The 12,814-nt window shown below is 45.1% G+C and carries 8 protein-coding genes and 1 pseudogene; 7 read left to right on the forward strand and 2 right to left on the reverse strand.

Annotated elements, in window-relative coordinates:
- The first annotated feature begins 171 nt into the window (after window positions 1-171).
- The 4 genes from AC4MCD_RS12110 (at window position 172) to holA (ending at window position 5,090) form a co-directional block, all read left to right on the forward strand.
- Window positions 172-522, forward strand: coding sequence for a DUF4124 domain-containing protein (locus tag AC4MCD_RS12110; protein WP_004782087.1), 351 nt, complete (start codon window positions 172-174; stop codon window positions 520-522).
- Between the two features lie 121 nt (window positions 523-643).
- On the forward strand, window positions 644-3,265 hold the full coding sequence (leuS, locus tag AC4MCD_RS12115; protein ID WP_491876187.1) for a leucine--tRNA ligase: 2,622 nt from the start codon (window positions 644-646) through the stop codon (window positions 3,263-3,265).
- Between the two features lie 283 nt (window positions 3,266-3,548).
- Window positions 3,549-4,082 (forward strand): LPS-assembly lipoprotein LptE, encoded by a 534-nt coding sequence (locus AC4MCD_RS12120; protein ID WP_004782084.1) that lies wholly within the window; start codon window positions 3,549-3,551, stop codon window positions 4,080-4,082.
- Window positions 4,083-4,091: 9 nt separating this feature from the next.
- Window positions 4,092-5,090 carry a DNA polymerase III subunit delta gene (gene holA, locus AC4MCD_RS12125; RefSeq protein ID WP_419363618.1) on the forward strand — a complete coding sequence of 333 codons (999 nt, stop codon included), beginning with the start codon at window positions 4,092-4,094 and terminating at the stop codon, window positions 5,088-5,090.
- On the opposite strand, the pseudogene AC4MCD_RS12130 reads toward holA, so the two are convergent.
- Window positions 5,087-5,535: pseudogene (locus AC4MCD_RS12130) on the reverse strand (bacteriohemerythrin). The gene holA and the pseudogene AC4MCD_RS12130 sit on opposite strands and share 4 nt — an antisense overlap.
- A gap of 601 nt (window positions 5,536-6,136) precedes the next feature.
- Between AC4MCD_RS12130 and AC4MCD_RS12135 the strand changes: the two are divergent.
- From AC4MCD_RS12135 to AC4MCD_RS12145, 3 genes are read left to right on the forward strand one after another with little or no spacing between them, the layout of a single operon-like run.
- Entirely contained in the window at window positions 6,137-7,510 is a 1,374-nt protein-coding gene (locus AC4MCD_RS12135) for a MacA family efflux pump subunit (RefSeq protein WP_419363620.1), read from the forward strand.
- Between the two features lie 2 nt (window positions 7,511-7,512).
- A complete protein-coding gene (locus AC4MCD_RS12140) occupies window positions 7,513-9,489 on the forward strand; it encodes a MacB family efflux pump subunit (RefSeq protein ID WP_419374811.1) in 1,977 nt (658 codons plus the stop codon).
- A gap of 10 nt (window positions 9,490-9,499) precedes the next feature.
- The gene (locus AC4MCD_RS12145; RefSeq protein ID WP_419374810.1) at window positions 9,500-10,912 is read left to right on the forward strand and encodes an efflux transporter outer membrane subunit; all 1,413 of its coding nucleotides are present in this window, start codon (window positions 9,500-9,502) and stop codon (window positions 10,910-10,912) included.
- Window positions 10,913-10,967: 55 nt separating this feature from the next.
- On the opposite strand, the gene AC4MCD_RS12150 is transcribed toward AC4MCD_RS12145, so the two are convergent.
- The gene (locus tag AC4MCD_RS12150; protein WP_419363625.1) at window positions 10,968-12,782 is read right to left on the reverse strand and encodes a tetratricopeptide repeat protein; all 1,815 of its coding nucleotides are present in this window, start codon (window positions 12,780-12,782) and stop codon (window positions 10,968-10,970) included.
- Window positions 12,783-12,814 lie beyond the last annotated feature (32 nt).

The following is a 12,814-nucleotide window of genomic DNA, read 5'->3' on the forward strand; positions in this document are numbered from 1 at the left end:
GTTTATAAATAAATTTCTTTTTATATAAAATTACTCTGTTTAGGTATCAGCTCAAAACATTAAGATCACTACTGATCACAAAATTAATTGAATTAAAAATCATCTTATGGCAAAAAATTCTCTACAATAACAACCCTATTTAACCGCTTGAAATTTTCAGGACTTTTACTCATGAAAAGATCTTTCCTGACCGCATTAAGTTTTGCCACTACGTTTGTTTTAGGTGTAGCAAGCAGCTCTGCTTTAGCGATTGAATATTATAAATGGGTCGATGCCAAAGGCGTGACTCACTACACTAAAACCCCGCCTCCTAAAAATGCCAAGCACAAAAGCAAAGTAGAAACCTATGGCTGGAACAATTCCGCGCCTACCCCAGCAAGAACAACCGAAAATGAGAACCAGACCGAAACGGGTAACTCAAACTCATCTGCAGCTGTGCCTGTCGTTTCTGAAAATGAGCAGCAACAGCGTGAAGCCAATGAAGCTTTACAACGTGGTCAGTCTGAGCGTGTAGCCTTCTAATCATACTCGTCTGCCAATTTAGATTTTTCCTGCAGAATACCATCCGCAAAATTCACTTTTAGGTGCATTTTGCGCTATGCTGTGCCTTATATTTTTTTAACCGTTCTCTTGTATTACGTATATGACTACTCACATTGACTCAGAATATCAAGCCAGTGCGATTGAGCCTCAAGTCCAACAGGACTGGGAATCTCGCAAAGCCTTTAAAGTTGCCGACACTGTAGAAGGTCCACGTCGTTATATCCTCTCGATGTTCCCTTACCCAAGTGGCAAACTGCATATGGGTCATGTGCGTAACTATACGATTGGTGACGTGATCAGCCGCTTTCACCGTCTAAAAGGCGAAACTGTATTACAACCAATGGGTTGGGATGCTTTCGGTCTTCCTGCGGAAAACGCTGCAATTGCACACCAGGTCGCTCCTGCAAAATGGACTTTCGAAAATATTGATTACATGCGTAATCAGTTGAAAAAACTTGGCCTGTCTGTAGATTGGGATCGTGAATTCGCAACCTGCACACCAGAATACTATCGCTGGGAACAATGGCTATTCGTTCAGCTTTATAAAAAAGGCCTGATCTATCGTAAACTTTCTACAGTCAACTGGGACCCAGTAGACCAGACAGTTCTTGCCAATGAACAGGTTGAAAATGGTCGCGGCTGGCGTTCAGGCGCATTGGTTGAGAAACGTGATATCCCAATGTACTACTTCCGCATCACAGATTATGCGCAAGAATTACTGGACGATCTTGAAACACTGAAAGACGGCTGGCCACAACAAGTCTTGACCATGCAACGCAACTGGATTGGTCGCTCACAAGGTATGGAAATCACCTTCCCTTCAGCGAATCCAGACGTGTATGCAAACGGCTTAACAGTATTCACAACACGTGCCGACACTTTAATGGGTGTGACTTATGTTGCAGTGGCAGCAGAACATCCAATGGCGCTAAAAGCAGCTGAGAACAATCCTGAGCTTCAAGCATTCATCGAAGAATGCCGTATGGGTTCTGTGGCAGAAGCAGATCTTGCGACTGCTGAGAAGAAAGGCATGGCAACAGGTCTTTCTGTAAAACATCCTGTGACAGGTGAAGAAGTTCCGGTTTGGATCGCAAACTACGTTCTTATGTCTTATGGTTCAGGTGCGGTGATGGCAGTACCTTCACACGATGAACGTGACTTCGAATTTGCCAATAAATATGGCTTAACCATCAAGCAAGTCATTGATGCTAAAGGCGCAGAAGATGCAGACTTTGATGCAACACAATGGCAAGAATGGTACGGCTCTAAAGAAGGCAAATTGATCAATTCAGGCGAATTTGACGGTTTAGACTTCCAAGGCGCATTTGATGCATTCCTTGCAAAATTAGAACCACAAGGTCTTGCGAATGTAAAAGTTCAATTCCGTCTACGTGACTGGGGTGTATCTCGTCAGCGTTACTGGGGTTGCCCAATTCCAATGATCAACTGTGACAAGTGCGGTCAAGTGCCGGTACCTGAAGATCAACTTCCTGTTGTTCTTCCAACTGACGTGGTTCCAGATGGTTCAGGTAACCCGTTAAACAAAATGCCTGAATTTTATGAAACCAAGTGTCCTTGCTGTGGTGGCGATGCACGTCGTGAAACAGATACGCTAGATACATTCGTAGAATCATCTTGGTACTATGCACGTTATGCATCTCCAGACTTTACTGATGGCATGGTGAAACCAGAAGCAGGTCAAACTTGGCTTCCAGTAAACCAATACATCGGTGGTGTTGAACACGCGATTCTGCACTTGTTATATGCACGTTTCTTCCACAAATTGATGCGTGACGAAGGCGTGGTACAAGGTAACGAGCCGTTCACTAACTTGCTCACTCAAGGTATGGTGCTTGCGGATACTTATTACCGCGAATCTGAATCAGGCAAGAAAACCTGGTTTAACCCTGCCGACATCGAACTTGAGCGTGATGAAAAAGGCCGTATCACCTCTGCGAAATACAAAGGTGATGGTCAAGACGTCATCGTTGGCGGTCAGGAAAAAATGTCGAAATCGAAAAACAACGGTATCGACCCGCAAGCGATTATTGACCAATACGGCGCAGATACTGCACGTGTGTTCATGATGTTCGCAGCGCCACCTGATCAATCACTTGAATGGTCTGATGCTGGTGTGGAAGGTGCAAACCGCTTCTTGAAACGTGTATGGCGTTTGGCAACAGGTTTCCTTGAAAAAGGTAATACTGCGACTGAATTCGATAAAGCTGCTCTTTCTACAGCTGCGCAAGATTTACGTCGTAAGACTCACGAAACCATCCAGAAAGTGGGTGATGATATTGAACGTCGTCACGCATTCAACACTGCCATTGCAGCGATGATGGAGCTATTAAATGCGAACAACAAGTTTGAAGCCAAAGATAACAATGACGTTGCAGTAGCACGTGAATCGATCACTACGCTTTTAACTTTGCTTGCACCATTTGCACCACACTTAAGCCAGACTTTATTGGCTCAGTTTGGAATCGAGTTAACTCAAGCGCAGTTCCCACAAGTGGATGAATCTGCATTGACTCGTAATACCCAAACGATTGTGGTTCAGGTGAACGGTAAACTTCGTGGCAAACTCGAAGTGTCTGTGGATGCATCTAAAGATGACATTCTCGCTCAAGCCAAAGCCTTGCCTGAAGTTCAGCAATTCTTGACGGGCCCAACCAAGAAAGAAATTGTGGTGCCGAATAAGTTAGTGAACTTGGTGGTTTAATTTAATCCCCCTAAATCCCCCTTTACAAAAGGGGGACTTCCCACTTCAAATAAAAAAATGAAGTCTCCTCCCTTTTTTAAAGGGAGGTCGGGAGGGATTAAATTAACCTCTCCCTAACCCTCTCCTTGTAGGAGAGGGAAATTTCTTCTCCCTTTGGGAGAAGGTTAGGATGAGAGAAAGGATTTCACAATTCCAAACAAAGCCCGTTGCCAGCCAACGGGCTTTGACTTTACAATCCGGTTCAGGATTTCAAATATTTCCCTGAGGGAAAAAGAGGATACTCATGCATTTAGGCAAACGTTTAGCAGCAATTGTTTTAACTTGTGGTCTAAGTGCAGGCCTCGTCGGCTGTGGCTTTCATTTAAAAGGAACCAATCCGAGTTCCGCACCTGTAGCTTACTCAGTCATGAGTCTGGCCCTGCCTGACAATACTGAAGATCTTCAGGAAAAACTAGCCGTTTACCTGGGTGCTGCTGGAGTACAGCTAAGTAATGCACCTGATGCTTATGTCTTACGTGTCCTAGATTACACCCCTCGCCGTTTAGAATTGAATGGCAAACTGGTGGAAACCTTATTGCGCCTGAATGTGACGTTCCGAATCGAAGATGCACAAGGCAATCCGGTGACTGAACCCCGTACGGTAATCGCGACCCGTACCTATCAATATGATATTGAAACCGTGAATACGGATGACCAAGAACAAAAATTCTTAAATCAGGTCTTAATTGATGATGTGGCCCAGCAGATTGCCCGTCAAATTTCATCGAATCGTTTGCCATTGGCAAAACCAGAAACTTCGACTCAACCAGCCCAATAAGACGACCCAATGAAACTTGACTACCTCCAGGCATTAAAACGTGTCAATGAAGCTCGCGGTGCCTGGGTGTTGCATGGTCAGGAGCCTTTGCTGGAACAGAATCTGGTAGATGCCTTTCGTAGCAGCTGGCAAAGCCGTGAAGTTGAACGCCAGCGTTATGATATTAGCTCTGCCTCTGACTGGAAAAATGTCTTTAATGCTTTAAACAGCCTGTCATTATTTTCTAGCCAACTGGCAATTGAAGTGCATGGCAATATCAAACCGGATGCCAGTGGTCTCAAACTGTTAAAAAACTATCTGCAACAGGACAGTGATAACCTGCTATTGGTAGTTATGCCGAAACAGGATGCCAGTAGCCTGAAATCCAGTTTTTTCCAGACCATTGATGCCAATGGCGTAAATGTATCACTGGTAGCGAACTACCCAAAAGATCGTCAACAGATCCTCGGGATTGAAGCGGAAAAACTGGGAATTAAGCTGGCCAATGACGCCTGGCAATGGCTGGAGCAGCATCATGAGCACAATTTGCTGGCAGCCAAAAATAGCCTGATGCGCGTAGCAGACACCTTTGCTGAAGTGGATATCATCCAGATTGACCATCTATATGCCTGCTTGCAGGATCAGTCCCGTTACAGCACCTATGATCTGAGTGATGCCTTGCTGAATGGGAATTTGGCACAATCAATTAAGATCTTTCAGTATCTGATTGCCTCAGGTGAACCGATGAGCCTGATTTTGTGGAGTATCAGTAAAGAAATGCGTCTATTGATGCAATTATTTGAACAGCCACAAAATGCCTTACAAATCGGTATCTGGAAAACTAAAGTGAGCTTATATCAGCAAGCCTTGCGTCGTTTAAGTCCACAGCGCTTTTTAAGCTGGCCTCAGCTTTTGATCCGGATCGATGCTGCAATCAAAGGGATGTCCAGAGAGAACCCTGAACATCTGATCTTGCAGGCCATTGCTGAAATGTGCGGTCAAACCTTGTTTGCATCCTCGAGTGCCTAACTAAAGAAACGCGCGAACCAGCCTTTGCTTTTTTCTTCTCCTGCGTTCGCAGGTAGCTCAGCATATTGTCCCGTACTGCTTCGACATAATCCTGATCATCGTGCTGAATATGGTTGATGAGCCATTTGGACAGAAGAAGATACAAATCTTTTTCAATGGACTGACCTTGCTCAAACTTCAGACGATAATCATTCAATTTTTTGACAAATAATTCATGTATGCCGCGATGTGAGGGCAAATATTGATAACTCACCTGTTCCAACAGGTTTTCCTCAAAGCTGAAATGTGACTGGGTATAGTCGATCAAATCATCTAAAACCTCCCGGATTTTATCGCGATCTCCGGTACTTTTGACCTACTCTAAAGCATTTATATAGTCCAGAATCTGGCGATGTTGATGATCAATCACCTCAATTCCAATATTGTAACTTTCATTCCATTCCATCTATGAACCTCATCAATTTTCTTAGTAAAGTCGTATTATTTTTTCGCTCATTAAATAAGCATATTCTCTTAATGAATAAACCCATATTTTTTTTATTGAATTAAATATTACAAACTTTATTTGCTTAAATCTATATGTAAAACATAGATTTTTTAAATTTTAATAGAACACATCATTCGAAAAATTAGATTAAAAAATAAAAGAGGTTAGCTTTAGCGCAGAATTATTTTTACAACAAATATCATTAAAAACTTCCATGATATTGAGCAGCACTATGGCGTATTTTTATCAGCAATTTAGTGGCCAAGTTTTTGCATGCAGTATATCTGAGAAGTACTTTATACTCCCATGAAGATTTAATTGATTCATCATATGATCAATATTTTTTGGATAGCTAAATCGTATAAAATTTCACCTAAAAAAGATAACTCTAATAGGAGTAGTTCAATGAATCCCTTATATAAAATCAGGTTTTATCTTATATGCTTTTTTAAACCAGGCAGTGGAAAATAGTTCTCATTTTAAATAAAAAAAATTCACGTTTTATCCTAATTTCGCTTTTATAATCAACTGTTATCCTACGACCCGAATCTGAATCCATATGCCAAAAATAAAACCTACGAAACTCATTATGGCGATTGTAATTGCCATCCTGGTGGCAGTCACTGCCTGGTATTTTCTGAAACCAAAAGAGCAGCAGCCACAATACATTACAGCTGAAGTGACCCAAGGGGATATTGAAAATTCGGTACTGGCAACTGGTGTACTTGAAGCCACCAAAATGGTCAGTGTCGGTGCCCAGGTTTCGGGTCAGGTTAAAAAAATGTATGTGCAACTCGGCGATCAGGTCAAACAAGGCCAGTTAATTGCCCGAATTGACTCTGTTCGTCAGGAAAATGATTTAAAGACTGCTGAAGCCAGCATTAAAAACCAGATGGCACAGCTTGCCGTGAAACAGGCCAACCTCGCTAAGGTGGAAGCCGAGTATAAGCGTCAGCAAGCCATGTATGCCCAAGATGCAACCTCGCGTTCAGAACTGGAATCTGCATTAGCCAGCTACAAAACGGCTCAGGCAGATATCACTGCGATTAATGCACAGATCGAACAGTCACGTTTAACTCTAGCCACTGCGAAAGAAGATCTCGGTTATACCCAAATTGTGGCGCCAATGGACGGAACCATCGTAGCGATCGTGACTGAAGAAGGTCAGACTGTAAACGCCAATCAAAGTGCACCAACGATTGTGAAACTGGCGCAGCTGGATACCATGACCATTAAGGCTGAAATTTCTGAAGCCGATGTCATGAAAGTTCAGGAAGGCCAAACAGTGTACTTCACTACTTTGGGTAATACTGATAAGAAAATTTACGCAAAACTGCGTCAGGTTGAACCTGCACCAAATTCAATTAATACCGAAACCAATACTTCAAGCTCAACTTCAGGTTCTGCAGTGTATTACAACGCCCTGTTTGATGTACCGAATGAAGATGGCAAGCTGCGTATTGATATGACGGCGCAAGTCTATATCGTGCTAGATGAAGCACGAAATGTACTGACTGTTCCGGCGGCTGCCATTCAAGGTTCAAACCGTCCACAACGTCCAAATCGTGGTGAAGGCTCTCGTGGTGCCGGTGACCCATCTGCACGTGGCGAAGGTCAGGATCAAGCCCGTGGCGATAGTAAACGTCCGGCAGGTGACCGCCCTCCTCGCTTAGAACTTTCTGATGCTGAACGTGCCCTGATTGAACAAGGCAAAGCTCAGCGTGCCATGGTTCGTGTATTGCAGGCAGACGGTACAGCAAAACCAACCCCCGTCCTGATTGGTCTGAATAACCGTGTTACTGCACAAGTGATCAAAGGCTTGAAACGTGGTGATCAGGTTGTGATTGCAGATGGCTCTGATACTTCTAATGACGGTGCTAAACGTGGCGGCAGTGGTCGCGGTCCTGGTGGCGCCGGCCCAATGAGAATGTAAGCATGAATCAACAACAGCAACCTCTACTCGAGGTCAAGAATCTGGTTCGTGAATTCCCTGCGGGTGAAAGCACGGTCCAGATTTTAAAAGGGGTCAATCTGGAGATTTATCCGGGTGAACTGGTCGCCATTGTCGGTCAGTCCGGTTCCGGTAAATCCACCTTGATGAATATTCTGGGCTGTCTGGATAAGCCGACCAAGGGCAGCTATAAAGTTAAAGGCCGTGAAACCCGCGAACTTGAAGCCGATGAACTGGCGCAGTTACGTCGTGAATATTTTGGCTTTATTTTCCAGCGTTATCATCTGCTCGGTGATTTAAGTGCGGCAGGTAACGTTGAAGTTCCTGCAATTTATGCTGGTGCAGATTCAGATGCCCGTCATGAACGTGCTGTCAAGTTACTGACTGATTTGGGCTTGGGTGAAAAAACCCAGAACCGTCCGAGTCAATTGTCTGGTGGTCAGCAGCAGCGTGTTTCGATTGCCCGTGCCTTGATGAACGGCGGTGACGTGATTCTTGCCGATGAACCGACCGGTGCACTCGACAAGAATAGCGGTATTGAAGTGATGCGGATTCTGCGTGAGCTGAATGCCAAAGGTCATACTATTATTCTGGTCACACACGATCATAACGTGGCAAAAAATGCGACGCGCATTATCGAGATTTCAGACGGGAATATCATTTCAGATAAACCGAATGTGCCTGAAGTTGATGATGGTTTCGAGAAAGAAAATCTGGTCCGAAATGAACAGAAGAAAATCTCAAGCTGGCGTTCCGCGGTAGACCGTCTCGGTGAAGCTTTCCGTATGGCTCTATTGGCCATGAATGCACACCGGATGCGAACCTTCCTGACCATGCTCGGGATCATTATCGGGATCGCGTCGGTGGTTTCAGTCGTTGCGCTCGGTAACGGTTCACAAAAGCAGATTCTGGAAAATATCAGCAGTCTCGGGACCAATACCATTACCGTGTTCCAGGGCCGGGGCTTCGGGGATAACTCACGTTCCTCCCAATCCAAGACCCTGATTCCCGCTGATGCCGATGCACTGGCAGAACAGCCTTATGTGGATGGGGTCAGTCCATCGGTCAACAGTAGTGTCACCGGACGCTTCAAAGAGATCGAAGCATCGACTACTGTCAACGGCGTCAGTGAAGACTTCTTCTATGTCAAAGGTATGACCTTTAAATCAGGTCAGCCATTTGATAAAGAAAGTATTACTGAGCAGGCGCAGGATGTGGTAATTGATACCAACACCCAAAATACTTTCTTTGCAGATGGCACCAATCCTATCGGTCAGGTGCTGCTCTTAGGCAGTGTACCGAGCCGGGTGATTGGCATCATTGATGCGCAAAAAGGCATGATGGGCAATAATGATAGCCTAAATGTCTATCTGCCCTACTCTACTGTTATGAGCCGTATGCTGGGTCAGCCCAATGTGCGTCAGATCATTGTGCGTATTAAAGATGAATATCCGAGTGCAGCCGCTGAAAATGCCATTTTGAATTTACTGGTCCAACGTCACGGTGCGCAGGATGTGTTTACGCAAAATGCAGACAGTATCCGTGAAACGATTCAGCAAACGACTCAAACCATGACCTTGCTGATCTCGGCAATTGCGGTAATTTCATTAGTTGTCGGTGGTATCGGCGTGATGAATATTATGCTGGTTTCCGTGACTGAACGTACTCAGGAAATCGGGGTACGGATGGCGGTTGGTGCGCGCCAAAGCGATATTCTGCAGCAATTCCTGATTGAAGCTGTTCTGGTTTGTATTCTGGGCGGTATTTTAGGCGTATTGCTGTCACTCGGTATCGGTCAGCTGATTACCCATTTTGCTGGAGGAACCTTCCAGATGGCATATTCGACCACATCAATTGTCGCGGCCTTTGTCTGCTCAAGCCTGATCGGTATTGTGTTCGGCTTTATCCCGGCACGTAATGCAGCCCGTTTGAATCCGGTCGATGCACTTTCTCGAGAATAAGGAATCTGATATGCATACTCTTACCAAACTTGCCAGTGCCCTACTCCTCGGGAGTTCACTGGTCGGCTGTGCGGCCGTGGTGAAAACGCCGTATGAACAACCTGCTGTACAAGTGCCTAACAACTTTCAAAACAGTAAAGCTGTAAGCCAGCAAATCCATGCTGATATTCTGGCAGACCAATGGTGGACTCTATTTAAAGATCCCCAATTGAATAGTCTGGTGAATGATGTACTGGCAGCCAATAGTGATCTAGCCGTGGCCGGGATCAATTTACAGCAAGCTCGTATTCAGGCCAGACAGACACAAAGCCAGCAAGGTGTACGTATCAGTGATGCTGGATTAACCACGCGTAGAAGCTTTGATCTGGAAGATGGCAGCAGTTCATCCGGTTTTGGTGTCAATTTCCCTGGCTTAAGCTATGAACTGGATCTGTTCGGTAAACTGGCCAATCAGACTGAAGCAGCACGCTGGGAAGCTCTGGCATCTGAAGAGGACTTGCAGGCGACTGCACAAAGTCTGATTGGCACAACTGCGCAATTGTACTGGCAGCTGGGTTATCTAAATGAACGTTATAGTGTGGTTCAACAAAACCTGGCAACCGCACAGCGTACTTATGATCTGGTCAATGTTCAATATCGCGCCGGTGCTGTCTCTGGTTTAGATTTAACCCAAGCTGAACAGGCCATCCAAAGCCAGCAAGCGACCTTAAGTCAGATTGAGCAGCAGCGTGTGGAAACACGTACAGCACTGGCAGTACTCATGAATATGCCTGTGCAACAGCTTTCAATTCATGAACCTAAACGTTTACCGAATATTGCTTTACCGTCGATTGAAGCTGGGTTGCCTGCTAGCCTTCTCTCCCGTCGTCCTGACTTGAGAGCCACTGAACTGCGTTTGCGTAAAGCCTTGGCTAACAAGGATGCCAATAAAGCCAGTTATTACCCTTCGATCAGCCTGACTGGCAGCCTAAGTACCGGCGTGGGCACCAGTTCATCATTGTCAGATGCACTTAAAAATCCGGTGGCGACCTTAGGCGCAGGACTCAGCCTGCCATTCCTGCAATGGAATGATATGAAACGTGATTTGCAGGTGAATGAACTGGAATATGAAAAAGCGATTATCCAGTATCGTCAGACCATGTACGAAGCTTTTGCCGATGTAGAGAATGCCCTGTCTAATCGTACTGAACTCACCAAACAGGTTGCGTTACAACAACGTAATGTTGAACTGGCTGAACGTACTGAACGTCTGACCGAAGTACGTTATCGTAATGGTGCAGTAGCATTGAAAAATCTGCTGGATGCACAGGAAACCACGCGGAATGCCCGTCTGTCTTTGGTGCAAACCCGACAAAGCCAATACAATGCTTATGTGACCCTGATGCAAGCTTTGGGTGGTAGTCCGATCAAGCAACTGCCTTAAGCAACATATTTGACTCAATAAAAAACCGCTGTTAGTCAGCGGTTTTTTTTGAAGTTTACATATGCAGATAAGCATTTACATTGTTGAGCTGTTCAATAGAAGGTTCATGTCCCAACAAGCTGCCTTTTTCCAGCCATTCACGGGCAATTGCAATATCACGTTCTACACCAATGCCTTTGGTATATAAGCGCCCCAGATGACTATAGGCATCGGCATTGACCTGCGCAGCCGCTTTACGATAGCACTGGATTGCCTGCTCCAAATTGGCTTCAGTACCAATTCCTTGTTCCAAAGCCTCACCTAAAGCATTTAGTGCGAGACCATTATGCTGGCTCAAAGCCTGTTGCAGATATTTCAGTCCTAAAGCCGTATCTTGCTCCACCTTCTTGCCCTTTAAATACATCAAGCCTAATTCGGCCTGTGCTTGTGCATCTTCCAATTGAGCTGCCTGATGCAGATAACGTTTGGCCTGTTCCTCATTCACTTCAAAGACTGGATAAAGACCACTATAAGCCTGATACAAATACCAGGCAGCCTTACTTGATCCTTTCGCCACCGCCTGATTCAAATATTGAATTGCCTTTTCTCGGGTCGACAGCGGATATTCAGGCAAGCCATAAAAACGTCCCACTATATAAATCAGATCAGCTTCAGACTTTGCTACAAGTTGCTCTTGCTGTGCAACTGCCTGAATCATTTGGGTGGCTTTAGCCGTATCTTTGGCTACACCTACTCCGTTTAAATAGCAGAGTGCCAGACCCATCTGACTAAAGCCATGATCAGGATCACTTTGCAAGGCATGTTGATAGAGTTCAAATGCTTTCTCTGGTTCATGTGCGACCAGATAGGATTCAAAATATAGTGCGGCAATCAGACTCAAGGCCTGAGGATGCTGAGTTTGTGCTGCTTCAGACCAGTAGCGAAATGCCATGGTTTCATTTTTTTGTACATACCAGCCATGAAAATAGGCCAGACCGATCAGGGTTTTGGCCTGTGCATCTTTATACTCTTTGGACTGCTGTAATAGATGCCGAAACACCCGTTGGCGTTGATCAGGATCAATAGTGCCGAGTAACACGCCGGCATAGTAATCATATAAACCGCTCTGATCACCCAGATGAATACAGCGTTTAATGAAATTCAAAGCCTGCTGTTGATCTTTGGGCAAGACTTTGCCATTTGCATAGGCTTCGGCAATATCCTGATTGGCCGCCAAGTGATCCTGCTGTGCTGCCAGAAACAGATAGTGGATCCCCAAACTTAAATCTTGCGCTGCACCATCTGCCAAATAATATTGGGCTAACTGATACTGTGAATTGGCATGTCCCTGCTCGGCATTTTGAATTAACAGTTGCAGACGTTGCTGTTCTGCAGTGTCATGATCAGATTCAGCTAGTTCAGTGATGCGGTACTGCGCATCCAGATGACCGCGCGCGACCGCATGCCGATACCAGTACAAGGCTTTTTCAGGGTCATTTAATTGGTATTGATGACAATCATAGATCTGGCCTAAATGATAGGCCGCATCCTCACCACCTAAACTATAAGCTTTTTCAAGAAAGCTAATGGCTTTTTCCGTGCTCTGCTCACGACCCTGTCCGTTTAAATGCATTAGAGCCATGCCCACATAAGCCTGTGGCAAGTCCTGCTGCTGGGCTAACCCGTGATAAATTTGATAGGCACGTTCATAATCCGGATGATGTGGATCCGTACTTAGACGCGCCGCATACTTCAATTGAGCATCAATCTGCTCAATCCATAGATCATGATGCACGGCTTTGGCCTGATCACGTTTCACCGGATCAGGACGTTTCCACATCCAGATTGCTAAAGCCCCAATCCCCAAAACCAGCACTAGCAAAAACCACATAGCTGCTCCAAAACCAAAAGATTGTTTTTGTT

The organism is Acinetobacter sp. CAU_H_78 (assembly GCF_058599365.1).

What these genes read in the sequence shown, in the direction of transcription:
- AC4MCD_RS12150 (WP_419363625.1), bottom strand. Translation starts at nt 12,782, where the DNA reads ATGTGGTTTTTGCTAGTGCTGGTTTTGGGGATTGGGGCTTTAGCAATC.
- holA (WP_419363618.1), top strand. Translation starts at nt 4,092, where the DNA reads ATGAAACTTGACTACCTCCAGGCATTAAAACGTGTCAATGAAGCTCGC.
- AC4MCD_RS12110 (WP_004782087.1), top strand. Translation starts at nt 172, where the DNA reads ATGAAAAGATCTTTCCTGACCGCATTAAGTTTTGCCACTACGTTTGTT.
- AC4MCD_RS12145 (WP_419374810.1), top strand. Translation starts at nt 9,500, where the DNA reads ATGCATACTCTTACCAAACTTGCCAGTGCCCTACTCCTCGGGAGTTCA.
- AC4MCD_RS12120 (WP_004782084.1), top strand. Translation starts at nt 3,549, where the DNA reads ATGCATTTAGGCAAACGTTTAGCAGCAATTGTTTTAACTTGTGGTCTA.
- AC4MCD_RS12135 (WP_419363620.1), top strand. Translation starts at nt 6,137, where the DNA reads ATGCCAAAAATAAAACCTACGAAACTCATTATGGCGATTGTAATTGCC.
- leuS (WP_491876187.1), top strand. Translation starts at nt 644, where the DNA reads ATGACTACTCACATTGACTCAGAATATCAAGCCAGTGCGATTGAGCCT.
- AC4MCD_RS12140 (WP_419374811.1), top strand. Translation starts at nt 7,513, where the DNA reads ATGAATCAACAACAGCAACCTCTACTCGAGGTCAAGAATCTGGTTCGT.